At 71.6% G+C, this 24,542-nt stretch carries 23 protein-coding genes; 7 read left to right on the top strand and 16 right to left on the bottom strand.

Annotation, left to right across the window (positions count from 1 at the left end; genetic code table 11):
• The first annotated feature begins 5 nt into the window (after positions 1–5).
• Positions 6–1,199 (top strand): class I SAM-dependent methyltransferase, encoded by a 1,194-nt coding sequence (locus tag ACRX5W_RS03730; RefSeq protein ID WP_436786418.1) that lies wholly within the window; start codon positions 6–8, stop codon positions 1,197–1,199.
• A gap of 469 nt (positions 1,200–1,668) precedes the next feature.
• Here the strand turns inward: ACRX5W_RS03730 and ACRX5W_RS03725 are convergent, their stop codons facing one another.
• The 5 genes from ACRX5W_RS03725 to ACRX5W_RS03705 form a co-directional block, all read right to left on the bottom strand.
• On the bottom strand, positions 1,669–1,935 hold the full coding sequence (locus ACRX5W_RS03725; RefSeq protein ID WP_436786417.1) for an antibiotic biosynthesis monooxygenase family protein: 267 nt from the start codon (positions 1,933–1,935) through the stop codon (positions 1,669–1,671).
• Between the two features lie 10 nt (positions 1,936–1,945).
• Positions 1,946–2,986, bottom strand: coding sequence for a tRNA (adenosine(37)-N6)-threonylcarbamoyltransferase complex transferase subunit TsaD (gene tsaD, locus ACRX5W_RS03720; RefSeq protein ID WP_436786416.1), 1,041 nt, complete (start codon positions 2,984–2,986; stop codon positions 1,946–1,948).
• Positions 2,976–3,479 carry a ribosomal protein S18-alanine N-acetyltransferase gene (gene rimI / locus ACRX5W_RS03715; protein WP_436786415.1) on the bottom strand — a complete coding sequence of 168 codons (504 nt, stop codon included), beginning with the start codon at positions 3,477–3,479 and terminating at the stop codon, positions 2,976–2,978. Before rimI ends, tsaD begins: the two co-directional genes overlap by 11 nt.
• A gap of 256 nt (positions 3,480–3,735) precedes the next feature.
• The gene (gene tsaB / locus ACRX5W_RS03710) at positions 3,736–4,389 is read right to left on the bottom strand and encodes a tRNA (adenosine(37)-N6)-threonylcarbamoyltransferase complex dimerization subunit type 1 TsaB (RefSeq protein WP_436786414.1); all 654 of its coding nucleotides are present in this window, start codon (positions 4,387–4,389) and stop codon (positions 3,736–3,738) included.
• 681 nt (positions 4,390–5,070) lie between these two features.
• Positions 5,071–6,204, bottom strand: a complete 1,134-nt coding sequence (locus ACRX5W_RS03705) for an RNA-guided endonuclease InsQ/TnpB family protein (protein ID WP_436786413.1) — start codon at positions 6,202–6,204, stop codon at positions 5,071–5,073.
• 25 nt (positions 6,205–6,229) lie between these two features.
• Here ACRX5W_RS03705 and tnpA point away from each other — a divergent pair, with 25 nt between their 5' ends.
• Complete coding sequence (gene tnpA / locus ACRX5W_RS03700) at positions 6,230–6,646, top strand: IS200/IS605 family transposase (protein WP_436786412.1); 417 nt, start codon at positions 6,230–6,232, stop codon at positions 6,644–6,646.
• Positions 6,647–6,960: 314 nt separating this feature from the next.
• Positions 6,961–9,387, top strand: coding sequence for a transglycosylase domain-containing protein (locus tag ACRX5W_RS03695; protein WP_436786411.1), 2,427 nt, complete (start codon positions 6,961–6,963; stop codon positions 9,385–9,387).
• Between the two features lie 66 nt (positions 9,388–9,453).
• On the opposite strand, the gene tsaE is transcribed toward ACRX5W_RS03695, so the two are convergent.
• The 6 genes from tsaE to ACRX5W_RS03665 form a co-directional block, all read right to left on the bottom strand.
• Positions 9,454–10,074 (bottom strand): tRNA (adenosine(37)-N6)-threonylcarbamoyltransferase complex ATPase subunit type 1 TsaE, encoded by a 621-nt coding sequence (tsaE, locus tag ACRX5W_RS03690; protein WP_436786410.1) that lies wholly within the window; start codon positions 10,072–10,074, stop codon positions 9,454–9,456.
• A 37-nt stretch (positions 10,075–10,111) separates the two neighbouring features.
• On the bottom strand, positions 10,112–11,278 hold the full coding sequence (locus ACRX5W_RS03685) for an alpha/beta fold hydrolase (protein ID WP_436786409.1): 1,167 nt from the start codon (positions 11,276–11,278) through the stop codon (positions 10,112–10,114).
• Positions 11,275–12,396, bottom strand: a complete 1,122-nt coding sequence (gene alr / locus ACRX5W_RS03680; RefSeq protein WP_436786408.1) for an alanine racemase — start codon at positions 12,394–12,396, stop codon at positions 11,275–11,277. Before alr ends, ACRX5W_RS03685 begins: the two co-directional genes overlap by 4 nt.
• A gap of 175 nt (positions 12,397–12,571) precedes the next feature.
• Positions 12,572–14,044: an NAD(P)H-hydrate dehydratase gene (locus ACRX5W_RS03675; RefSeq protein ID WP_436786407.1), complete on the bottom strand. Its 1,473-nt coding sequence runs from the start codon at positions 14,042–14,044 to the stop codon at positions 12,572–12,574.
• A 97-nt stretch (positions 14,045–14,141) separates the two neighbouring features.
• Positions 14,142–14,522 carry a holo-ACP synthase gene (locus ACRX5W_RS03670; protein WP_436786406.1) on the bottom strand — a complete coding sequence of 127 codons (381 nt, stop codon included), beginning with the start codon at positions 14,520–14,522 and terminating at the stop codon, positions 14,142–14,144.
• 351 nt (positions 14,523–14,873) lie between these two features.
• Positions 14,874–16,097, bottom strand: coding sequence for an EamA family transporter (locus ACRX5W_RS03665; RefSeq protein ID WP_436786405.1), 1,224 nt, complete (start codon positions 16,095–16,097; stop codon positions 14,874–14,876).
• Between the two features lie 161 nt (positions 16,098–16,258).
• On the opposite strand from ACRX5W_RS03665, the gene ACRX5W_RS03660 reads away from it, so the two are divergent.
• Complete coding sequence (locus tag ACRX5W_RS03660; RefSeq protein ID WP_436786404.1) at positions 16,259–16,825, top strand: MarR family winged helix-turn-helix transcriptional regulator; 567 nt, start codon at positions 16,259–16,261, stop codon at positions 16,823–16,825.
• A 7-nt stretch (positions 16,826–16,832) separates the two neighbouring features.
• Here ACRX5W_RS03660 and ACRX5W_RS03655 read toward each other — a convergent pair whose 3' ends face one another.
• Together ACRX5W_RS03655 and glmS are read right to left on the bottom strand one after the other, a co-directional pair.
• Positions 16,833–17,378 carry a GNAT family N-acetyltransferase gene (locus tag ACRX5W_RS03655; RefSeq protein ID WP_436786403.1) on the bottom strand — a complete coding sequence of 182 codons (546 nt, stop codon included), beginning with the start codon at positions 17,376–17,378 and terminating at the stop codon, positions 16,833–16,835.
• Between the two features lie 34 nt (positions 17,379–17,412).
• The gene (gene glmS, locus ACRX5W_RS03650) at positions 17,413–19,263 is read right to left on the bottom strand and encodes a glutamine--fructose-6-phosphate transaminase (isomerizing) (protein WP_436786402.1); all 1,851 of its coding nucleotides are present in this window, start codon (positions 19,261–19,263) and stop codon (positions 17,413–17,415) included.
• 201 nt (positions 19,264–19,464) lie between these two features.
• On the opposite strand from glmS, the gene coaA reads away from it, so the two are divergent.
• Both coaA and ACRX5W_RS03640 read left to right on the top strand, forming a co-directional pair.
• Complete coding sequence (gene coaA / locus ACRX5W_RS03645; protein ID WP_436786401.1) at positions 19,465–20,442, top strand: type I pantothenate kinase; 978 nt, start codon at positions 19,465–19,467, stop codon at positions 20,440–20,442.
• 15 nt (positions 20,443–20,457) lie between these two features.
• On the top strand, positions 20,458–21,417 hold the full coding sequence (locus ACRX5W_RS03640) for a DUF389 domain-containing protein (RefSeq protein WP_436786400.1): 960 nt from the start codon (positions 20,458–20,460) through the stop codon (positions 21,415–21,417).
• Positions 21,418–21,435: 18 nt separating this feature from the next.
• Here ACRX5W_RS03640 and glmM read toward each other — a convergent pair whose 3' ends face one another.
• The 3 genes from glmM to rplM all read right to left on the bottom strand — a co-directional run bounded on the left by glmM (position 21,436) and on the right by rplM (position 23,939).
• Complete coding sequence (glmM, locus tag ACRX5W_RS03635; RefSeq protein ID WP_436786399.1) at positions 21,436–22,788, bottom strand: phosphoglucosamine mutase; 1,353 nt, start codon at positions 22,786–22,788, stop codon at positions 21,436–21,438.
• Positions 22,789–22,955: 167 nt separating this feature from the next.
• The gene (rpsI, locus tag ACRX5W_RS03630) at positions 22,956–23,441 is read right to left on the bottom strand and encodes a 30S ribosomal protein S9 (RefSeq protein WP_231778737.1); all 486 of its coding nucleotides are present in this window, start codon (positions 23,439–23,441) and stop codon (positions 22,956–22,958) included.
• Between the two features lie 54 nt (positions 23,442–23,495).
• Entirely contained in the window at positions 23,496–23,939 is a 444-nt protein-coding gene (rplM, locus tag ACRX5W_RS03625) for a 50S ribosomal protein L13 (protein WP_436786398.1), read from the bottom strand.
• 413 nt (positions 23,940–24,352) lie between these two features.
• Here rplM and ACRX5W_RS03620 point away from each other — a divergent pair.
• On the top strand, positions 24,353–24,542 hold a 190-nt coding region (locus ACRX5W_RS03620; protein WP_436786397.1), incomplete at its 3' end, for a hypothetical protein.

The raw sequence follows: 24,542 nt of genomic DNA, 5'->3' as shown, positions 1-24,542 counted from the left end.
GGGGTGTGGACACTGCCGACTTCTCTCGCCTGCTGACGTGCGAGGGGCGCGAACTGCTTGATGTGCTGGCTGACTTCGAGGTTGCGGAGGAGTTGGCGTGGGCGACGCGGTTGCGGCGGGAGCATGAGCCCGCCTTGGTGGCCGCGGCGTTGGGGCAGGCGCGGTTGCGGCAGCGGGGGCGAGCGAAGTTCGGGGACGATGCCGCGCGCATGTTCTTCACCGCCGACGGGGTGGAGCAGGCGACGCGGGCGGAGGTCGCGGCACATCGCGCTCGGCGGATCGCGGGGGCGGGAGTGCGGACGGTCGCGGATCTGTGCTGTGGGATCGGGGCGGACGCAGTTGCCTTGGCGCGGACCGGTGTTCGAGTGGTCGCCGTGGACCGGGATCCGCTCACGTGCGCGGTCGCGGCGGCCAACGCGGAGGCGCTGGGGGTCGCGGGCCGTGTCGAGGTGCGGTGCGCGGATGTACGCGAGGTCGAACTCACCGGCTTCGACGCGGTGTTCGTCGACCCGGCGCGGCGAACGGCACGCGGGCGGGTGTTCGATCCTGAGGCGTATTCGCCGCCGCTGTCGTTTGTCGAGACCCTCACGGCGCGAGTGCCGTGTGGCGCGGCGAAAGTCGCGCCCGGTATTCCGCACGAGGCGGTGCCGGAGGGTACGGCGGCGGAGTGGGTGTCGTACGCGGGCGATGTGAAGGAGGCGGTCCTGTGGTGGGGCCGTCTCGCCGGCGAGCCGCTTCGGGCGACGCTGCTGCCGGGCGGCGACGCGGTCGGGGCCGCATCGGTGCGCCAGGCGCCCGACGGTCCGGTGAGGCGCTATCTCTACGAGCCTGACGGGGCGGTCATCCGGGCGCATCTGGTCGCCGAGGTGGCGGACGCGGTCGGCGGCGCGCTCGTCGACCCGACCATCGCGTACATCACCGCCGACACGCTGGTCCCGACACCGTTCGCCGCCGCGTACGAGCTCACCGATGTCATGCCGTTCAACCTGAAGAAGTTGAAGGCGGTCGTGCGGGAACGCGGCATCGGCACGCTGACCGTGAAGAAACGCGGCTCCGCCGTCGCGCCGGAGGAGGTGCGCAAGCGGGTGAAGCCGAGCGGTCCGGCGTCGGCGACGGTGTTCCTGACGCGGGTCGCGGGGGCGCCGACGATGCTGCTCGGGCGGCCGGCGGGGGCTCCAGGGAAAGGGGCGGGGCCCTGATGAGGTCAGGGGCTGGGCCACCGCAGGGCTGGGCACGGCAGTGGCCACCGCAATGCCGAGCCCACGCGTGCGCCTCGGATCGTCGAGTCAGTGGCCGGCCACCGCAGTACCGGGCCCACGCGTGCGTCTCGGGTCGTCGGGGCAGTAGCGGACCGCCCTGTGCGAGTGCGGATGCGGGGGGACGCCTGCGAGTGCGGATGCGGGGGGATGCCGCTGCATACACCATCGCGGCGACGGCGGGCACCGGAATGTCGATACGGGTGTAAGGCCCCGGGTGGCCGGGGCAGACTCTTGTCCTGAAGGCATGGCGCGTGCGGCGGCGCGACGCCATGGATGCGGGTGTCCCGTTCCCGGCTTGTGAACCAGGCCTCCTCGCCGGGGGCGGGGCGCGGTCCGCGAACGGCCCTTCAACCACACGGGCGGCGCTGCACCTGGTGCGACGGGCAGCGCCGTACCCGTGTCCGGGGCTTCAGCGCTGCACCTGCTCGAAGTCCCAGATGTGCGGCGGGCGGGCGACCAGGTCGGGCGGGGGGTCGGGCAGTCCGGACGGCTCGCCGGTCCACATGCTGATGACGACGACCCGGTTGTCGGCGTTCCGGAAGACTTCGACGCGTTGCAGGCCGGGAGCGCCGTCCAGTGACGGCAGCGCGATCCGGCGGACCCAGTCCACGAGTGCGTCCCCGCTGCCGGGGTTGGCCTTGGCCTCCCACATCGCCGCGGTGATCCGAGCGGTCATGATCTTCCCCTCACGCCTGGGTGACGGTCACGGGCATCGACGAGTCCGCCGGGATGTCGAGTGTCGACGGCGCACGGTCGCGCCACACCATCTCGGCGCCGAGCGCGGCGACCATCGCGCCGTTGTCGGTGCACAGACCCGGACGCGGCACGCGCAGCGTGATCCCGGCGTCGCGGCAGCGCTCCGCGGCCATCGCGCGCAGGCGCGAGTTGGCGGCCACGCCCCCGCCGAGGAGCAGGTGTTCGACGCCGTTCTCGCGGCACGCGCGGATCGCCTTGCGGGTGAGCACGTCCGCGACGGCCTCCTGGAAGGACGCGGCGACATCCGCCACGGGAATCGGGCGGCCCTCGCGCCGGCGGCCTTCCACCCAGCGGGCGACGGCTGTCTTCAGGCCGGAGAAGGAGAAGTCGTACGCGGCGTCGCGCGGCCCGGTCAGTCCGCGCGGGAACGCGATGGCGTCGGGCTGACCGTCGCGAGCCTGCCGGTCGATCGCGGGGCCGCCGGGGAATCCGAGGCCGAGGACCCGCGCGACCTTGTCGAACGCCTCGCCGGCGGCGTCGTCGATGGTCGAGCCGAGCGGGCGTACGTCGGAGGTCACGTCGGGGACCATCAGCAGCGACGAGTGGCCGCCGGAGACGAGCAGGGCCATGCAGGGCTCGGGGAGACGACCGTGTTCGAGCTGGTCGACGCACACGTGCGCGGCCAGGTGGTTGACGCCGTACACCGGCTTGTCGAGCGCCATCGCGTAGCCCTTGGCCGCGGCGACGCCGACGAGCAGCGCGCCGGCCAGGCCCGGACCGGATGTGACGGCGATGGCGTCGATGTCGGCCATCGTGACGCCCGCGTCCTTGAGGGCGCGGTGCATGGTCGGCACCATCGCCTCCAGGTGGGCCCGACTGGCGACTTCGGGGACGACGCCGCCGTAGCGCTCGTGTTCGCCGACGCTGGAGGCGACCGCGTCGGCGAGCAGGGTGGTGCCGCGCACGATGCCGACGCCTGTCTCGTCGCACGAGGTCTCGATGCCCAATACGAGCGGTTCGTCAGTGCGCACGGGAATCGGCTCCTTCTGGTGAGGCGACGGCGTCCGCCGCGAGGTCGCAGCGCATCACAAGGGCGTCGACGTTGGCCGGCTGGTAGTAGCCGCGCCGCACGCCGAGCGGTTCGAAGCCGAAGCGCTCGTAGAGGCATTGGGCGCGGGTGTTGTCGACACGCACTTCGAGCAGGACGTGGCGGCAGCCGCGGCGCCGGGCCTCGGCGAGCAGGTCGGCGAGCAGTGCGGCACCGAGACCGCTGCCCCACTGGTCGCGGCGTACGCCGATGGTCTGGACGTCGGCCTCACCCGCGACGCAGGCCAGGCCCGCGTAGCCGGCGATCGCGCCGGACGCGTCCTCGGCGACGACGTAGTGCCGGGTCTCGGGGTCGGCCAGCTCGGACCAGAACATCCCCGGGGACCACGCGTCCTCGGGGAAGAGGTCGCGTTCGAGGGCGAGGAGCGCTTCGATGTCCCACCAGCGCAGTGCGCGAAGTGTCGGGGCGGACGTCATGTGCGCGAGTCTACGTCCGCGGCTCGGTCGCCCCGGGGGTCGTCCGCCGGGGCCTTCCACGCCGGGACCGGTGTGCGCTGTCGCAGGAAATCGCGGACCCGATCGATGCGGCGCACGCCGCCTTCCACGCCGGCCGATTCGGTGGTGCTCTGTCGCGGACCGGTTCTACGCGCGCAGACGCTCGTGCGCCAACCGTGCTCGACTTGTCCGGCTTCCCGACTGTTGTTCCGACGCCGACACTCCCCCGGAGTCGGCGTCAACTCGGCGTCACGGGCTTGTAGTTGGCCGGGACCTTGGCGTCCGGGCGGCGCAGATACAGCGGTTCGGGGGGCAGCAGTTCGCCGCCGCTCGCCAGACGCTCGGCCGCCAGGGCGGCGAGCGCGGCGGCGTCGACGTGCTCGGGCTCGTGGACGGAGGCGAACGACGCCGCGTAGAGCGCGGCGCCCGCGCCGACCGCGGGAAGCCCCGCGACGGAGGCGGCGATGTCCGCGGCACGGTCCACGGACGGGCCTTCGACGCGGGTGCGGGCGTCGGCATACCGCGCCCAGTAGACCTCCTTGCGCCGCGCGTCGGTCGCCGCGACGAAGGCGCCGCCACGGCCCGCGGCATACGCAAGCGCGTCCAGCGTGCACACGCCGTGCACCGGGATGCCGAGCGCGTCGCCCAGCGCGCGGGCGGTCATCAGGCCCACCCGCAGCCCGGTGTACGGCCCGGGTCCGACGCCGACGGCGATGTCGGTCAGCTCAGCGCGGGTGTGCCCCGCCTCGGCGAGCACGTCGACGATGCCGGGCACCAGCAGTTCGCCGTGGCGGCGGGCGTCGACGCGGGTGCGTGTGGACACGACCCGGGTTCCGTCGTGCAGCGCGACGGTCACGGCGGGGGTGGCGGTGTCGAAAGCGAGCAGCAGCACCGCGCCAGGCTATCCCGGCGCGCGGAGGCCGTTTCGCACCGTCGCGGGAAGCCGGCAGGACCCCGTAGGAACCCCGTGCGGCAACGGTGGGGGTCGGCGTACTGGCACGATGTGAGCGAAGGGCATGGCGGCGCACACGGTTTGCGCGCCGGGGGTCACGCGTTGTGGGGCACGCGGTTCACCGAGAGGCGAGGGAATGGCGAATCCGGGGACGACGGTGGCGGGGATCACCGTCGCGGCGCTGCTCGGCGTGGGGGCGATGGCGTGGCAGGCCGCGGACACCGCGCCGGAGAACCGTACGGCGGCCATAACGTCGTCCAGCTCGCCCGGGGCGTCGCAGCCGGGGCAGCCGGGGACGCCGCAGGCTCCGGTCACGCCGACTGCGCCCGCGGTCCCGGCGGGCTCGGGAAGCGGCAAGCGGGTCGTCTACTCCGTCGGCCAGAGCACGGTGTGGCTGGTCGACGTGACCGGCGGCCAGGAGCAGGTCTTGCGCTGGTACAAGGTCGTCGCCGGGACCGTGCCGATCCCGGCAGGCAGCTATCGGGTCGACACCAAGTCGGTCGGCCCGCAGCGCGCGGGTGACGGCCTGACGATCTCGCACACGGTGATCATCGGGAAGGCCAACGGCTACACGCTCGGGTTCAGCGGCACCGAGACGCCGTTGGAGCAGGTCGCCGCCCTCTACGCGGGCTCGGCAGCGCCGAGCTCCACCTCGACCCGCAAACCGACGGGGGCGAGTACGCGACCGAGCACGACCAAGGTGCCGAAGAACGCGGGCGTGCGTGAGACGGCGGCCGACGGCCGTGCGATGTACGAGTTCGCGGATGTCGGTTCGCCGGTGATCGTCGTCCCTTGACTGTCCTCCCCGGCCTCAAGCGCCGGGGATTCCCGCGCGGCTTTGTATTCGAGCATGCCGACGAACGCCGACCATCCGGCGTCGTGCACGGATTTCGCGAGGCGGGTGCGGGCGAGTCCTTTGACCGACAGGTCCTCCACGGCGACCGCTTGGTTCTCGCGGACCATTTTCGTGGAGAGCTGGTGGTGGAACTCGCGCCGCGCGTCCGCGACTCGCGCGTGGGCGCGGGCGACCTTCACCCGCGCCTTCGCCCGGTTATTGCTGCCTTTCGCTTTGCGGGTCAGGTTCTGCTGGGCCTTCTTGAGGCGCTTCTCCGCGCGGCGCAGGAAACGCGGGCTGTCGATCTTCCGGCCGTCCGACAGGACCGCGAAATGCGTCAGGCCCAAGTCGATCCCGACCGTCCCGGTCGTCTCCGGCAGCGCTTCCGCGTCGCCGGTGTCGACCACGAAACTCGCGAAGTACCGGCCCGCGCCGTCCTTGACCACGGTCACCGTCGACGGAGCCGACGGCAGTGCGCGCGACCACTTCACCCGCACGTCGCCGATCTTCGGCAGGCGCAGCTTCCGCCCTGGTGTGATCGACCAGCGGGCGTTCGCGGTGAACCGGACCGACTGTCGGGTGTCCTTCCGCGACTTGAAGCGCGGGGCGCCCATGCGGGAGCGTTTGCCTTTGAGGCCGTCGAATAAGTTCTTGTACGCGGTGTCCAGGTCTCGCAGGGACTGCTGAAGGACGACGGCGGACACATCCGCGAGCCAAGCCCGTTCGGGTGTCTTCTTCGCCTCGGTGATGAGTTGCTTCGACAGGTCCCCGGTCTTCGGGAACGGCAGCCCGGCGGCGCGGGTGGTCTCCCGGGCCCGGAGGGCGTCGTTGTAGACCACCCGCGCGGACCCGAACGCCCGTGCCAGCGCCGCACGCCGGCCGACGCCCGGGTACAGGCGGAAGCTGTACCGAAGCTGCACAGGACCCATGATACACAGTTGGTTTATGGCTACCGAACCTGACGTACGCACTGGTCGTCACTGTGTTTTCAAGCTGCATGCCCATTTGGTTTTCGTGACGAAGTACCGACACCAGGTGTTCGCCGACCGGCACCTGAAGCGGTGCGAGGAGATCATGCGAAGCGTGTGCGAGGACTTCGAAACCGAACTCGTGGAGTTCAACGGCGAGGCCGACCACGTCCACCTGCTGGTGAACTTCCCGCCCAAGGTCGCCGTGTCCAAACTCGTCAACAGCCTCAAAGGCGTCAGCTCGCGCAGGCTCCGCCAGGAGCACCCCGACCTCGTCCGGCACTGCTGGCGCGCCCAACGCCTGTGGGCGGGCTCGTACTTCGCCGGATCCGTCGGCGGCGCGCCGCTGAGCGTGGTGCGGCAGTACATCGAACAACAGACCCGGCCCGTGTAGGAGGTCGACGACCGGATCGCCCCAGCGGCGATCCGGCTTCTCCTGCCCCGCTACGCGGGACGCCGGACTCACCCCCGTCTTGAAGGCCGGAGCACTCTCCGGTCTCCAGGTAGCGGCTCGTCGACTTGCGGCGCGCGCTTGTGAGCTAACTCTCCCGGGACGGTCCGCCGCCGCGTCGGGCCTGCCAACCCGCTGGTCACGCCACCTTTTCCGATAAGCGTTCGATTTCGGGCACGGTCGGCGCGCCGCAATTGCCGACATACCATCGCCTACAGGCTCGAACCAGCAGGTCGTACGGCGGAAGTGGTGGCGCGGTGGCGAAGCAGAACCGGGACCACGGCGCGTCTGCGGCCGGGGCGGCGCCCTCCGGGGCCCCGGCGGTGACCGTGCCGCGGCGCCGGCGGCTGATCGACTATCCGCGCGCCGGGAAGCCGCGCCTCCGCCGCTGGATCCCTTCGGTCAAGCACCTCGTGACCGCGTTCCTGTTCGTTCTGGGCGCGGTGTTCCTCGGCGTGGGGGTGGTGTACGCGATCACCCCGATACCGTCGCAGACCAACGCCGACGCGACCAAGCAGAGCAACATCTGGCAGTGGAGCGACGGCAGCGAGATCGCCCGCACCGGCTCGACGAATCGGCAGAACGTGCCGCTGTCGTCGGTGCCGAAGCAGGTTCAGCAGGCTTTCCTCGCCGCCGAGAACCGCAGTTTCCACAACGACAGCGGCATCTCGCTGACCGGCACGGTCCGCGGTCTGGTCAAGTCGGTCACCAGCGGCGGCTCGTCGCTGCAAGGCGGTTCGACGATCACGCAGCAGTACGTGAAGAACCTGTATCTGACGCAGGAGCAGACCGTCTCGCGGAAGTTCAAGGAAGCGATCATCGCGATCAAGATGGATCGCACCGAGTCGAAAGACGAAATACTCGAGGGCTACCTGAACACGGTCTACTTCGGCCGCGGGGCATACGGCATCCAGGCCGCCGCACACGCGTACTACGGCGTGGACGCGTCGCAACTGACCGTCGAGCAGGGGGCGTACCTCGCCGCACTGATCAACGCACCCGGCGTCTACGACGTCAAGAACACCACCGAGCGCGGGCGCACGGCCGCACTCGCGCGGTGGAACTACGTGCTCGACGGCATGGTCGACTCCGAGTGGCTGCGCGCCGACCAGCGCGCGGGGATGGTCTTCCCCGAACCGCTCGACCCCGAGACTCAGCCCGGCCTCGAAGGCATGAACGGGTACCTCGTGGAGACCGCCAAGCGGTATCTGCTCGACGCCAAGGTGGTCACCGAGCAGCAACTCGCCGCCGGCGGCTACACGATCACGACGACCTTCGACAAGGCCAAGACCGGGGCGCTGTACGACACCGTGCAGGACACACTGGCCGACAACCTCGACCCGGCCACGCGTCCGGAAGACGTCGGCGTGCGCGTCGGCGGGGCCTCGGTCGACGTCGCCACCGGCCGGATCGTCGCAATCTACGGCGGATCCGACTACGTCGACCAGTTCGTCAACGACGCCACGCGCCGCGACGTCCAGGTGGGCTCGACGTTCAAGCCTTTCGTTCTGGCCGCCGCGCTGCGCGAAGGCGTGCAGGACGACGGGGACCGGGTCCCGGTCACGCCGCGAACGCGGTATGACGGCGACGACGACGTGGTGATCACCCAGCCGAACGGAAGGCCGGTCACGAGCGGCGGCAAGCCGTGGCAGCCCGGCAACGAGGACGACCGCAGCTTCGGCATGATCTCCCTGTCACAGGCCATGGACGTCTCGGCGAACACGGTCTACGCGCAACTGGGCGTGGACGTCGGGTTGGACAAGGTGGTCGAGGACGCGGTCCGCGCGGGCCTGGCCCCCGACACCCCCGGGCTCCAGCCACACGCGTCCGTCTCCCTCGGCACCGCGACACCGAGCGCCCTCGACATGGCCGGGGCCTACGCGACCTTCGCCGGCGAGGGCACCCACATCGACGCCTACTCTGTGGAGAAGCTGACGCGGAACGGCGACGACGTACGCCTGCCGGGGCACGAGAAAGAGCAGGCGTACACCGCCGAACAGGCGAACAGCGTCAACCAGGTGTTGCAGTCGGTCGTCGAATCGGGCACCGGCACGCGCGCCCAGGCGCTCGGCCGTCCGGCGGCGGGCAAGACGGGCACCACCGACGGCGACAAGTCGGCGTGGTTCGTCGGCTACACGCCGCAGCTCTCGACCGCGATCGGGATGTTCCGCCAGAACCCGGCCACCAACGCGTTCGAGGAGATGTACGGCACCGCGGGCCTGCCGCGCATGGACGGCGGCAACCTGCCCACCCGCATGTGGACTTCCTACATGAAGGCCGCCCTGACCGGACAACCGGTCGTCGACTTCGAGGTCCCGGCCGACTCCCCCGGCACCGACCGCGGACCGGCCGCGGATCCCACCGGCTCCGCGCCGAGCACCGGACCGACCAAAGCGCCGAGCACCACACCGAACACCTCGCCGCCCGAGACGCCGACATCTCCCACGTCCGAGGCGCCCGCCACGACGGACGGCGCGACACCGCCGGCCGACGGGACGTCGGAAGGCTTGATAGGCGACGAAACCGGCGGCGAGACCGGCGGGTCGACGGGCGGGTCGACGGGCGGGGCGACGGACGACACGACCGGCGCCGCGACAAACACCCCGACCACGCGACCGCCCCCGGACGACGGCACGACGGGCGGCGCGACCGCGACACGGGAAACGGTGTCCGCCCCCCGGTAGCACGCGCCCTTGGGGTCCGTCGGCTGTGTCAGTCGGTCGGGCAGTCAGTCGGGTCAGTCGGTCGGGTCAATCGGCCTGTGCCAGGTCGGCCTTTGCCGGCGGCTCCGGCGCGAGGTCCAGGTCGGCCTCCGCCGGCGACTCCGGCGCGGGGTCCAGTGCGGCGGCCAGGTCGACACCCGCCCAGCGGGCGCCCACCGCGTGGAAGAGGACCGTCCGCGGCTCGTCGCCCACCGGGGCCTCCGCCTCCCCGACGTCCCCTTCCGAGGCGTCCTCGGCACGCTCGATGACGACCGCGAGCCGGTCCTCGGCGAGGTCCTCGACCTTGCCCTCACCCCACTCGACCACCGTCACCGACTGGTCGAGCGAGGCGTCCAGGTCCAGGTCGTCCACCTCGGCGGCGACGTTCGTCGTCGTCCCCAGGCGGTACGCGTCGACGTGCACCAGCGCCGGGCCGCCGACCGTCGACGGGTGCACGCGCGCGATCACGAACGTCGGCGACGTCACCGCCCCGCGCACTTCCAGCCCCGCGCCGAGGCCCTGCGTCATCGTCGTCTTGCCCGCGCCGAGGCCGCCGGACAACACGACCAGATCACCGCCCCGCAACACCCCCGCGAGCCGCCGGCCGAGGTCGCGCATCTGCGCCCCGGTCGCCACCGTCACCCGTACGCTCGCGACCGCGTCGCCCACCGTTTCCTGCTCCTGCCCATGCGAAATCACCCGTGCGTCACCCGGCCGCGTCATGGCCGGTGCCGTCGGAACCGAACGAACCGTTGCGCCGCTGTCCCCCGGTGATGCCGGGACGGCGCCGGACCGGTTCGCTCGCGGCGCGGACAAGGAGGCCGCGCAGCGCCGCGTTGACCACCTCCGGGTGTTCCAGGGGGGTCAGGTGCCCCGAGCGCGGCACGACGACGAGCTCGGAACCCGACAGCGCCTCGTGGATCGCCTCACTGTGCGACGCCGGCGTCATGAGGTCCTCGCCACCGCCGACCACCACGGTCGGCACGCGGTCGATGACCGGCAGCGCCGCCAGCTTGTCGTGGGTCTCGAACGCCGGGAAGAACTCGGCGATCACGTCGATCGGCGTCGCGGAGATCATCCGGTCGGTGAACCGCACGATGACCGGGTCGACGTCGGAGGCGAACGCGTAGCGCTCGGTGAAGACGTACACCAGGTCCCGCGCCGCCCGCCGCCCGGCCTCGACGATCGAGGCCCGGCGCCCGAGCGTACGCAGCACCCCCGGCGCGACGCGGTGCACGAGCCGGGCCCCCGCGGCCGGGATGCCGAGGGTGACCGTCGCCCACTTGCCCGCCGACGTGTTGAGCAGCGCGACGCCGACCACGCGCTTGCCGAACAGCTCCGGGTGGCGCTCGGCCAGCGCCATGATGGTCATGCCGCCCATGGAGTGCCCGACCAGCACGATCGGGCCGCGCGGGGCCAGCTCCTTCAGCACCGCGTACAAGTCGTCGCCGAGTTGGTCGATGTTCGACGTCTCCGGCGCCCCCCGCCCCGAACGCCCGTGCGAACGCTGGTCGAACAGCACCAGCCGGTAGTCGCTGCGCAGCTCGGCGCGCTGGAAGTGCCAGCAGTCCATGTTGAGCGTGTAGCCGTGGCACAGCACCACCGTCAGCGGCGCGTCCGGGTCGCCGTCGACTTCGGCGAACAGCTCGATGCCGTCGTCCGCCGTGACGATGTGGGCCTCGCCGCGGAGCGTGCCGTACTCGGCGATCGCGTCCATCTCGGCCTCGGCGCGCCGCCGGACCCGGCCGACGGTCATGCGTTCGATCGCGACACCCGCGGCGGCACCGACCGCGAGCACGCCGACCGCGGCACCGAAGACGCCGGCGAACCCGGCGCGGCGACCGGCCTCACCCATGCCCGTGGGATCCGTCATCGGGCCCCCTGGTACACCCGCGGCACGCGCGACCCGATCCGCGTGACGATCTCGTAGGAGATGGTGCCGACCGCCTGCGCCCAGTCCTCCGCGGTGGGTTCGCCCCGGTCACCCGGGCCGAACAGCAGGGCCTCGTCGCCGACCTCGGCGGTGTCGTCGCCGAGGTCGACGACGCACTGGTCCATCGCGACACGCCCGACGAGTGTGCGGCGAGCGCCGGCGAGCCACATCGGCCCGGCGTTGCTCGCGTGTCTGGGGACGCCGTCGGCGTATCCGAGGGGCACCAGCGCGAGTGTGGTCTCCCGGTCGGCGTGCCAGGTGTGGCCGTAGCTGACGCCGTGCCCGGCCGCGACCCGTTTCACGGACGCGACGGACGCGGCGAGCGTCATGGCCGGGCGCAGCCCGAGCTCGGCGGCGCCGCGCACGTCCGGGGCCGGGGACAGGCCGTACGTCGCCAGGCCGCTGCGTACCAGGTCGAAGTGCGTGTCGGGCAGCAGCAGCGCGGCCGCCGAGTTGGCGATGTGCCGCACCTCGGGGGTGACGCCCTTCTGCTCGGCGGACGCGACGGCCTCGCGGAACGCGTCGAGCTGCGCGGGCACCGAGGGGTGCTCCGGCTCGTCCGCGCACGCGAAGTGCGACCACAGGCCCACCACCTGCACCAACCCGTCGGCCTGCGCCTTCAGCGCCGCCTCCACGAGGGATTCCCACTCCTGCGGCGGACACCCGTTGCGGCCCAGCCCGGTGTCGGCCTTGAGGTGGACGCGTGCGGGGGCGCCCGCGCGCGCGGCGCGAGTGACCTCGTCCAGCGCCCACCGGCCGCTCACCGAGATGTCGATATCCGCCGCGACCGCCTCGGCGATGGGGTCGCCCGGCACCCACAGCCAGGTCAGCAAGCGCCCGTCGACGCCGTGGCGGCGCAATTCGAGCGCCTCGCCAGGGAGCGCGGTGCCGAGCCATGTGGCTCCGGCGCTGCGGGCCGCGCGGGCGCATTCGACCATGCCGTGCCCGTATCCGTCGGCCTTCACCACCGCCATCACCTCGGCGGCTCCGACCCGGCCACGCACCGCGGCGATGTTGTGCCGGACCGCGTCGAGATCGATCCGGGCTTCGGCACGCATAGGACGGACGGTCCCCTTCGCTCAGCGGTCGTACGGTGTGCTCCCGGCCGACCCGGTCACCGTACGCCCGGACGGCACCCGGTGCCGGACGCAACCGGGACTCCCAGTGTGGCAGGCCCGGACCGGTCATGCTGTCGGGGACGCGGCGGCCGAATGAGCACTCGGCACCGACAGGTCACGCTCCGGAGCCGCGCACCGCACGCCAAGCCGCCGTCAGGGCCGCGGCGACATCGTTCGCCCCGCACGGCGTGCCGGGTGCCGAGGCCAGGTGGCCCGCCAGGCCGTGCAGGTACGCGCCGCAGACCGCCGCCTCGGTCGGCGTCCGTCCGGTGGCCAGCAGTGCGCCCGTGAGGCCGGTGAGGACGTCGCCGCTGCCCGCGGTGGCGAGGTAGGGCGTCCCGGTCGGGTTGACCCACACCTCGCCGCGCGGATCCGCGATGACGGTCGTGCCGCCCTTGAGCAGCACGGTCGCGCGGTACGCGGCCGCCAGCCGGGTCGCGTGGCGGATCCGCTCCGCCTCGACCTGGTCACGTGTGACACGCTCACCGAGTCCGCCGAACAGGCGTACGGCCTCGCCGGCGTGCGGGGTGAGCACCGCGCCCGGGACGGTCTCCAGAGATTTCGGGCCCAGTTCAGCCAAAAGAGTGAGCCCGTCGGCGTCCACGAGCACCGGCACACCCTCGCCCAGCACCGCCGTGAAGCGCTCCCGCGCCTCCTCCCCGGTGTCCAGGCCGGAACCGACCGCGTACGCCTGCACCCGCCCGGCTCCGACCATCACCTCCGGGTGGGCACCCAGGACCGTGTCGCCGACCGCGCGCGGACCGACGTAGCGCAGCGCCCCCGCACCGCCGCGCAGCGCCGCTCCGACGGCGAGGACCGCAGCCCCGGGGTAGCGCTCCGAGCCCACGACCAGGCCGAGGACTCCGCGCGCGTATTTGTCGGTTTCCCGCATGGGGTGCGGCAAGAGCCTTGCCACATCGGCGTGTTGCGCGGCGCGCAGCACGGGCGCGGGCGGCTCCAGGCCGATGTCGACCAGCTCGACCACCCCCGCGTGGCCCGCTCCGGGGTCAACCAGCAGGCCCGGCTTGTGCGTTCCGAAGGTGACCGTGACGTCGGCGCGAACGGCGGCGCCGGGAACAACGCCCGTGTCGGCGTCGACGCCGCTGGGCAGGTCGACGGCCACGACCACGGCCCGGGAGGCTTCCGCCGCCTCGGCAAGCAGGTCGGCCGGCGCGCGCAGGCTACCCCGGCCGCCGATGCCGACGATGCCGTCCATGACCAAGTCGGCGGCAGCAATGAGGTTCTGAGCCTTGGTCAGGAAATCGGACGCGGCGGCGGAATGGGTGCGCCCGCCGGCGTTCCGCAGGGCCGACAGGCCGCCGGCGTGAGTCCGCTCCGGGCTCAGCAGCAGGGCGTCCACGCGCGCCCCGCGACGGGCCAGCCGGGCGCCGGCGTACAACGCGTCGCCGCCGTTGTCGCCGCTGCCGATCAAAAGGACGACCCGGCTGCCGTACACCCGGGTCAGAAGACCCGCGCACGTCGCGGCGAGGCCGGCGGCGGCGCGCTGCATGAGCGTCCCCTCCGGCAGCACCGCCATGAGCGCGGCCTCCGCCGCCCGGACCTGTTCGACGCTGTGAGCCTCGCGCACGAGCCTGTGCTCCTTGTCTCCTGGCGTTGCCCCGACGGCCGCGATGTCACCGCAGTTGCGGCAGGGGTTTCAACCGGGCCTGTCGCCTGCCCGACCGCTACCGCTCCGCAACAACGACCGCGGAGGCGATGCCCGCGTCGTGGCTCAGGGACACGTGCCAGCGGGTCACACCGAGCTCGGCCGCCCGTGCGGCGACCGTGCCGCGTACGGTCAGGACGGGCCGGCCGGAGTCTTCCGTGCGGATCTCCGCGTCCTGCCACTGGAGTCCGCCCGGCGCGCCCAGGGCCTTCGCCAGGGCCTCCTTGGCCGCGAACCGCGCCGCGAGGGAGGCGATGCCGCGCTCCTGGCCGGGACGCACATAGCGCTCGCCGTCGGTGAACAGCCGGTCGGCGAGCCCGGGCGTGCGTTCCAGCGACTGCCCGAAGCGCCCGATGTCCGCCACGTCGATACCCACACCCACGATCACGCGGGCCAGCATGGCACGGGGTCGCGCGGCCGGGTCGGGGGCCGTCCGCGGAATGCGGTGTACGAACCGACCATGCGGCCTCGCGAAGCCCACAGCCTCACGAGAGGGTCACGCCCGTCACGCGCGAGTTCCCGAAGCCCGCAGCCCCGTAAAGGGCTCACGCCCCGGCCCATCACCCGCGGCCTCCCTGAGCCCACAGCCTCATGAAAGCTTCCACGCCGCCCCGCGTCGTCACGCGCGGCACCACGGGCACCGGCCGGCACGGCGACATCGCGGACGATCGCGGTGTCCGCAGCCTCACGAGAGGTCTCACGCCGCCCCCGCGTCATCTCCGGGGATTCCTCTCCCGGCCCGCGCGCTCGGTCATGTTCGACCGCCTGTGCGTGGGCGGCGGTGGCGGCCCGGGTTGTGGCCTCGTCCCTTCGGGAGGGATATTCGCGCCGGTGCGCGTGCGTGCCTGGCGCCGGATGGTCGGGCGGCGCCGGGCACGGCACGGGTTCCGCCCGGATCATGACGCGAGGTCCGGTGCGCGATGGCATGTGCCGGAGTTTCGAGGTGGTCCGGCGCCAAGGGGCCGCCCCGCCGATCCGATAACGACGCTCGCCGACCCGAATCCCCGCGCTCCGCGGCGAGCAGCTCGCGGGGGCCCGTTTTCGGGCCGCCCGCGAGGACGGGCGCCTTCGCCCGGGGCCGCGCGGGGGCCTGGCCGGCGAACATCGCGCCGAGGGCCAGTACGAGGCCGAGCACCTGCCACCCGGTGAGCGTCTGGTCGAGCACGACGATGCCGCCCGCGGTCGCGACCGCGGGATTGATCAGCGACATGAAGGACACGGGCCCGGCCCCGAGGGCCTCGATGCCGCGGAACCACAGGACGTACGCGAGCGCGGTGCCGAACAGGCCGAGGTAGGCGAAGCCGAGCCAGTTCTGTGCGGTGAACGACGGCGGCGCGCCCTCGGTGGCGAGCGCGAGCGGTGCGAGGAACAGCCCGCCCGCGGCCAGTTGCCACGCCGTCAGGTCGAGCATCGTGACGCCGTCCGGCCTGCCCCACTTGCGGGTCAGCACGGTGCCGAACGCCATGATCACGATCGCCGTGAGCATCGCCGCGATCCCGACTCCGTCGAGTTTCGCGCTGCCCTTGAGCACAAGCAGGCCCACACCGGCGACGCCCACGAACCCGGCGGCCACCGCACGCGGTGCGGGACGCGCTCCGAGAACGGCCGCGGAGAAGGCGATCACCAGGAGCGGTTGTATCGCCCCGATGGTGGCCGCCACGCCCCCGGGCAGGTGGTACGCGCCGACGAAGAGCAGCGGGAAGAAGAAGCCGATGTTGAGCATGCCGAGCACCGCGGCCCGCCACCACCACACCCCCCGCGGCAGTTTGCGTCCGACGAGCAGGAGAAGAAGGCCGGCGGGCAGCGCCCGCAGCGCGGCCAGCAGCATCGGACGGCCGTCGGGCAGCAACTCCGTGGTGACCAGGTACGTCGTGCCCCACGCCGCAGGCGCCAGCATCGCCGCCGCCGCGACGCCGAGGTGCGCCGAAGAATTGCCGGCCGGCCGGGCGCCGGACACCGCCATCGGGCGCTTCATTTGGCCCCCTCAGCTTAACTCAGCATTGACTTTGTGAACATTGAGATAATCATGGACATGGCTGTAGGCGAACGTCAAGTATGCGAACGCTGAGATAATCGGGAGACGGACAACCGGAAGAGTCGGCGCCGAGCCGACCGGCGAAGGGGGACGAACCACCGATGCGCGAGCACGCGAACACCGGACACGACAGCGCGGAGCACACGCCGCGCGAACGCGACGCTGTCGACGATATCGCTGATCAGTGGCAGCGCGAGCGGCCTTTGATCAATACGCTCGCGATGGTCCTCATCGGACGCCACAAACGCCTCCACGCCCACGTCGAAGCCGCCCTGCGCGAGTACTTCGCCCGGTACGGCCTCGACGTCTCGGAGTTCGACGTCCTCGCGACCCTGAGGCGTTCCGGCGCACCCTACGAACTCAACGCCCGCGCGCTGCTGGAGTCCGCGATGGTCACCTCCGGCGCCATCACCAACCGCGTCGACAAACTCTCCGGCAAGGGGCTCGTCGAACGCCGGCCGTCCCCGGCCGACCGCCGCGCGGTGCTGGTCCGGCTCACGGCCGAGGGCAAGGAACTCGTCGACCGGATTCTGCCGGGCCATGTGGAGAACGAAGCACGGCTGTTGGCCGCGCTCACCGAAGACGAGCAGAAGCAACTCAACGGCCTCCTACGGAAGTTGCTCATCGCCCAGGAAGGCTCGACCGGTACGGCGGCACCGGGCGACTGAACCACGCTCAACAGCCCGGGAGTTCGCGGCGCAGAACATGCTGCGGCCCGGCCTCGCCACCGAGGTACAGGCGTCCCTCGTCGACGAACCCGCCGGCGAGGTAGGCCCGTACCGCGTCGGTGTTGCGCACGTTGACCGTCAGGAGCAACACGCCCGCGTCCGGCGCCAGTTTGTGCGCGACCTGCGGCAGGGCGCGGATGGCCGCGCCACCGAGGCCGCGGCGCTGCCACCGCGCGCCGACATAGAACGACCGCAACAAGACCGCCCGCTGCGCCTCGCCGGCCAACTCGTCGGGATAGCCCTGCACATCAAGCACACCGAAGCCGACCGCGTGCCCGTCGTGGACGACCGCGTAGGGCGTCCTGAACGGATCGCGGTCGGCCACCGGCAGTGTGCGGGCGGCCCGGCTGGAAAACTGCTCCTGGTCCGCGCGCGGCGCCAACGCCAACACCTCGGCACGGAACCGCGCGATCCGCGGTTCCGCCGCCGAGCCCGCCCCGGGGTCCGGGACACCCACGTCCACGAACTCCACATCGGGCATGGTCCATGCCATCAGTGCCGTGCGTGCCTCGCCGTCGAACCCGCCGTCACTCGACCGTGACCGACTTGGCCAGGTTGCGCGGCTGGTCCACCTCGTGCCCCTTCGCCGTCGCCAGCTCGCACGCGAACACCTGCAACGGCACCGTCGCGACCAACGGCTGGAGCAACACCGGCGTCGCCGGAATGGTCACCAGGTGGTCCGCGTACGGCAGCACGGCCGTGTCGCCCTCCTCGGCGATCACGATCGTCTTGGCCCCACGGGCCCGGATCTCCTGGATGTTCGACACGATCTTGTCGTGCAGCACACTGCGCCCGCGCGGCGACGGCACGACGACCACGACCGGCAGACCGTCCTCGATCAGCGCGATCGGACCGTGCTTGAGCTCACCCGCCGCGAAACCCTCCGCGTGCATGTACGCAAGCTCCTTGAGCTTCAGCGCACCCTCCAGCGCCACCGGGAACCCGACGTGCCGGCCGAGGAACAGCACCGACGTCGCGTCCTTGAGCGACCGGGCCAGGTCGCGCACGGGCTCCATCGTGTCGAGCACCCGCTCCACCTGCTTCGGCATCGCGGCAAGCTGCTCGATGACCTCGGTGATCTCGTCGCCCCACTTGGTGCCGCGCACCTGGCCCAGGTACAGCGCGACCAGATAGCACGCGACGAGCTGCGTCAGGAACGCCTTCGTCGACGCCACCGCGACCTCGGGACCCGCGTGCGTGTACAGCACCGCGTCGGCCTCACGCGGCATCGTCGAGCCGTTGGTGTTGCAGATCGCCAGCACCTTGGCCCCCTGCTCGCGCGCGTGGCGCTGGGCCATCAGGGTGTCCATGGTCTCGCCGGACTGCGAAATCGCTATCACCAGCGTCTGCCGGTCCAGGATCGGGTCGCGGTAGCGGAACTCGCTGGCCAGCTCGACCTCGCACGGCACCCGAGTCCAGTGCTCGATCGCGTACTTCGCGATCATCGCGGCGTGGTACGACGTCCCGCACGCGATGATGACGACCTTGTCGACCTCGCGCAGCACCTGGTCGGGGATGCGCACCTCGTCGAGCCGCAGCCGCCCGTCCGTGCCGATGCGTCCCAGCAGCGTGTCGGCGACCGCCTTGGGCTGCTCGGCGATCTCCTTCAGCATGAAGTAGTCGTGGCCGTCCTTCTCGGCGGCCGACGCGTCCCAGTCGACGTGGTACTCGCGGAAAGTTCCCGGGTTGCCGAGGAAGTCGGTGATCGTCACGGAATCCCGGCGCAGCTCCACCACCTGGTCCTGGCCCAGCTCGACCGCCTCGCGCGTGTGCGCGATGAACGCCGCGACGTCCGAGGCGAGGAAGTTCTCCCCGTCGCCGCGCCCCACGACCAGCGGCGAGTTGCGGCGCGCGGCCACCACCACGTCCGGCGCGTCCGCATGCACCGCGACCAGGGTGAAGGCGCCCTCCAGATGCCGGCAGACCCGGCGCATCGCCTCGGCCAGGTCGCCGCCCGCCGGCCCGAACTCCTCGGCGAGGAGGTGGCAGACCACCTCGGTGTCGGTCTCGGAGCGCAGCGTGTGGCCGCGCTCGGCGAGCTCGGCCCGCAGCGCCGCGAAGTTCTCGATGATGCCGTTGTGCACCACCGCGACCTTCTCCGCGTTGTCGAGATGCGGATGCGCGTTGACGTCGGTCGGCGCGCCGTGGGTGGCCCAGCGCGTATGCCCGATGCCCGTCGGACCGGCCGGCAGCGGCGTCTCGGTCAGCGCCTTCTCCAGGTTCGCGAGCTTGCCCGCGCGCTTGTCGCTGACCAGGGCCCCGTCGGCGAGAACGGCCACGCCCGCCGAGTCATAGCCGCGGTATTCGAGGCGGCGAAGCCCCCCCATGACGACATCGAGCGCCGACTTGTCACCTACGTATCCGACAATCCCGCACACAGATGGGTTCCTTTCCATGGGGGTTGTCCCCCGACGCCGCACTTGGGGGCCAGCCTACGGCGTACGGCCGAATCAGCGCCCGAGCACAGGGCCCGACCGGGACACGACCGGCACAAAACCGGTACACACGTTCGATCCCGACCACCCCCGCAACGCCCTTGACGCAGCCCGGCGGGCAGTCCCGCGCCACCCCCCGGGAGAATGTGTGCTGTGCACACCACCGTCAGCCCCGGCGCGGCACGCGACCTGTCCCCGTATGTCGAACTCGACCGCGAGGCGTGGAGCCGGCTCCGGGCAAACACCCCCCTCCCCCTGACCGCCGACGAACTCGAACGGCTGCGCGGCCTCGGCGACATCGTCGACCTCGGCGAAGTCACCGACGTGTACCTGCCGTTGTCCCGCCTGCTCAACCTCTACGTGGGGGCGACACGCGGACTCAACTCGGCGCTCACCACCTTCCTCGGCAGCGACGACCGCCCCGCCACGCCGTTCGTCATAGGCGTCGCCGGCAGTGTCGCGGTCGGCAAGAGCACCACGTCGCGCATCCTCCGCGCGCTGCTGGCCCGATGGCCCGACCATCCGCACGTGGCGCTGCTCACCACCGACGGCTTCCTCTACCCCAACGCGGAGCTGGAGCGACGGGGCATCATGCACCGCAAAGGCTTCCCCGAGTCCTACGACCAGCGCGCGCTGGTACGCCTCGTCGCCGACGTCAAGGCCGGCAAGCCCGAGGTGTCCGCACCGGTCTACTCGCACCTCACCTACGACATCGTCCCCGACGAACGCCTCGTCGTACGCCGCCCGGACATCCTCATCGTCGAGGGCCTCAACGTCCTGCAACCCGCACGCATCGGCCCCGACGGCCGCCCCCGCCTCGCCGTCTCCGACTTCTTCGACTTCAGCGTCTACGTCGACGCGCGGACCTCGGACATCCGACGCTGGTACCTGGACCGGTTCCTGAAACTGCGTCAGACCGCATTCCGGGACCCCGCCTCGTACTTCCGGCGCTACGCCGCGATGACCGAGGACGAGGCCGTGGCCTACGCACAGGGCGTGTGGCACGACATCAACGAGGTCAATCTGCTGCAAAACGTCCTGCCCACCCGCGGCCGGGCCACCCTGGTCCTCCGCAAGGGCCCGGACCACGCGGTGAGTCGGCTGCGGCTGCGCAAGCTGTAGCCGTACCGTCCGGGGATGCTGCATCTGCGTGCCATCGTCCCCACCGAAAAGTCCGCAGCCGCACGCCGGTTGCTCGAAGCCGAGCCCGGCGTGACCCACCTCGTCGTGTGGCCCGGTGCCGCGGTCGACCCGCCCGGCGACGTCCTCGCGTGCGACGTCGTCCGCGAATCGGCCAACCTCGTCCTCGAAGACCTGCGCGCCCTCGGCGTCGACGAAGAGGGCGCGATCTCGCTGGAGAACCTCGACGTCTCCCTGTCCCGGGCCGCGCGCGAGGCGGAGCACCGGGCGCCCGGCGAAGGCGCCGACGCCGTGGTGTGGGAGGAGATCACCGAGGCGACGTCCGAGGAATCCACCCTCAGCGTCACGTTCCTCGCGTTCCTCAGCATCGCCACGATGATCGCCGCGTGCGGTGTCCTCCTCGACAACCCGATCCTCATCGTCGGCGCGATGGTCGTGGGCCCCGAATTCGGCCCCCTCGCGGGACTGTGCGTCGCGACCGTGCAGCGGCGCCGTGGCCTGGCCGCCCGGTCGGCTCTCGCCCTGGTCGCCGGGTTCCCGATCGCCACCGCCCTGACCATGCTCTTCACATGGCTGATGACGTGGTCGGGGGTGTTCGCGGAGGCCATGCTGAAGGCCGACCGGCCGGAGACGGAGTTCATCTACCACCCCGACTGGCTGTCCTTCTGGATCGCGTTCCTCGCCGGAACCGCCGGAATGCTGTCGCTCACCGCGTCCAAGTCGGGCGCGCTGATCGGCGTGCTGATCTCCGTCACGACGGTTCCGGCGGCGGCCAACGCGGCAGTCGCGATCGCGTACGGCGACTTCGGTCAGGCCGGCGGCTCACTCGGCCAGTTGGCGCTGAACCTCGGCGCCATCGTCCTCGCCGGGACCCTCACCCTGCTGATCCAGCGGTACGCCTGGACCAAGACACACGGGCGGCACCGCCCCGGCGTCCCCGGCCTGAAACGCGACTGACCCCGGCCTCTGCGACCGTCAGATCGCCAGCTCCGCACGGACGACGTCCGCGAGCAGCCGCGCCTCGTGCTCGGCCTGCTCGTGGGTCTGCGCCTCGACCATGACCCGCACCAGCGGCTCGGTCCCCGACGGACGCAGCAGCACCCGGCCGCCCCCGCCGAGCCGGCCCTCCGCCTCCGCGACCGCGGCGGCCAGGCCCGCCGACGCCTGGACGCGCGTCCGGTCCACACCGGAGACGTTCACCAGCACTTGTGGCAGCCGTGTGACGACGGACGCGAGATCCCGCAGCGGACGCCCGGTCTGGGCGACACGCGACAGCAACTGCAAGGCGGTGAGCGTGCCGTCGCCGGTGGTCGCGTGGTCGAGCATCACCACGTGCCCGGACTGCTCGCCGCCGAGCGTCAGCCCGCCGGCCTGCATCGCCTCCAGCACGTAGCGGTCGCCGACCGCGGTCTCGACCATCTTCACGCCGGCCTCCTGCATCGCCAGCTTCAACCCGAGATTCGACATGACGGTGGCCACCAGCGTGTCCTCGCGCAGCATGCCGGCGTCCCGCATCGCGAGCGCCAGAACCGCCAGGATCTGGTCGCCGTCGACGTCGGCGCCGGTCGCGTCCACCGCGAGGCAGCGGTCGGCGTCACCGTCGTGCGCGATACCGGCATCGGCACCGTGCTCCACGACGGCCGCCTTCAAGTCGTCCAGGTGCGTCGAACCGCAGCCGTCGTTGATGTTCAGGCCGTTCGGCTCCGCGTGGATCGCGATCACCTCGGCGCCGGCCTGCCGCAGCGCGTCCGGCGCGACCCGCGACGAGGCACCGTTCGCGCAGTCGAGCACGACCTTGAGGCCGTCCAGGCGGTGCGGCAGCGTCGCGAGAAGATGCTCGACGTAGCGCTCGTGGCCCTCGGGATGGTCCTGGACGCGGCCGACCTGCGCCCCCGTCGGACGTTCCCACTCGGTGCCGAGCAGCGACTCGATCCGGTCCTCGACGTCGTCGGGCAGCTTGTGGCCGCCGCGCGCGAAGAACTTCACGCCGTTGTCCGGCATCGCGTTGTGGCTCGCGGACAGCATGACCCCCAGGTCCGCCCCCAGCATCCCCGTCAGATAGGCGACCGCCGGCGTCGGCAGGACACCCGCCCGGTAGACGTCCACACCCGCACCCGCGAGCCCGGCGACAACGGCGGCCTCCAGGAACTCGCCCGAAGCGCGCGGATCGCGCCCGACGACGGCGAACGGCCGCCGGCCGTGCCCGGCCGACCGGTCCTGCGTGCCCAGCACCCGGGCGGCGCACACCGCCAGGTCGAGCGCCAGCTCGGCGGTCAGCCGACCGTTGGCCAGCCCGCGTACACCGTCCGTACCGAACAGTCGTCCCACCTTCGGACCTCCCGCATCGTCACCGCACAGACTGCGGACTCAAACGTTGACATGGACCTTTGAAGTGCGCACAGAAAGGCGCAAAGCACAGGCAAAAGCATCGGCCCCCGGGGCACAGACTCTGTGCCCCGGGGGCCGATGCAAAATGCAGGCTTGGCGCCGCCGGTTCAGCGCTTGCTGTACTGCGGAGCCTTGCGGGCCTTCTTCAGACCCGGCTTCTTGCGCTCGGTGGCGCGCGCGTCACGGGTCAGGAAGCCGGCCTTCTTGAGCGCCGGACGGTTCACCTCGACGTCGGCCTCGTTGAGCGCACGGGCCACGCCCAGACGCAGCGCGCCGGCCTGGCCGGAGACACCGCCACCCGAGATACGGGCGATGACGTCGTACTTGTCGTCCAGCTCAAGGATCTTGAACGGCTCGTTGACGAGCTGCTGGTGGACCTTGTTCGGGAAGTAGGTCTCCAGCGTGCGTCCGTTGATCTTCCACTTGCCGGTGCCCGGAACGATCCGGACGCGCGCGATGGCCTCCTTGCGGCGGCCCGTCGCGGCACCCGGCTGCGGGTCGCTGAAGCGGCCGGCGAGGGACTCCGAGGTGTAGCTCTCGAGGCTTACCTCTTCGGTCTCCGCGACAGGGGTCTCGGCGGTGGTCTCGGCCACGATTCTCCTCTTTGCGATCCTCAGCCACTCATCGCGGCTGCGTTGCGGCCGTGACTACTGCGCGACCTGGGTGATCTCGAACGGCACCGGCTGCTGGGCCTCGTGCGGGTGGTTCGGACCCGCGTACACCTTCAGCTTCGTCAACATCTGCCGGCCCAGGGAGTTCTTGGGGAGCATGCCCTTGACGGCCTTCTCCACCGCCTTCTCCGGGTTCTTCTCCAGCAGGTCGTCGTAGCGGACCGCGCGGAGACCGCCCGGGTGGCCGGAGTGGCGGTACGCCAGCTTCTGGGTCCGCTTGTTGCCCGACAGGTGGACCTTGTCGGCGTTCACAATGATGACGAAATCGCCGGTGTCGACGTGCGGCGCGTACACCGGCTTGTGCTTGCCCCGCAGCAGGGCAGCGGCCTGGGTGGACAGACGGCCGAGCACCACATCGGTCGCGTCGATGACGTGCCACTGACGCTGGACGTCGCCGGGCTTAGGGCTGTACGTGCGCACGGTCGATAGCCTTCGCTTCTTCGTGAGTGTGCTGACGGGATGGCGCGTGGGGCTGGGCCCGGCGTCTCCCGCACAGTGCTCGACTTGCACACCAGTGGGCTGTTGCCGGGGGCCTCTGCGGCCCGGCGTATCGACTTTGCTGATCAGCCAAGCCAATACGCACAACGAACCGGCAGAATACCGGGTTTACGCTGCGCCGGTCAAAACGAGCGGCGGGGGATCGGTCTCCCCGGACCGCCTTCCCTCCGTCATCGTATCCGGCGCCGAGAGCGGCTCCGACCACGGGCCCGCCCCGACGTTATGCTGCGGGCGCAATGCCGGGGCCCGAGCGGGGGCTCGGAGGAGGCCAAGAGCATGTCCGAAAACACCCGCGACGGGGGCTCTCAGACGCGCTCTAGACGGTGGAGGCTGCCGTGAGTGGGGACCGCAACGGGTACGGCGGTCGGGCGCAGCCGACCGGGACCGACGAATCGGCGCAGACGCCGTGGACGGTCCGGCCCGGTGCGCCGGAGTACGAAGCGCCCGACGGGCGCGACTCGTACGTACCGCAACGACCGCAAGACCCTTACGGGACAACGGAGTCCACTCGAAGCGCGCGGCGGG

It is taken from the genome of Yinghuangia sp. YIM S10712 (assembly GCF_051388935.1).
Classification (GTDB): domain Bacteria; phylum Actinomycetota; class Actinomycetes; order Streptomycetales; family Streptomycetaceae; genus Yinghuangia.
Note: the sequence above shows the minus strand (reverse complement) of the source record. Positions and strands in the feature narration are given on the sequence as shown.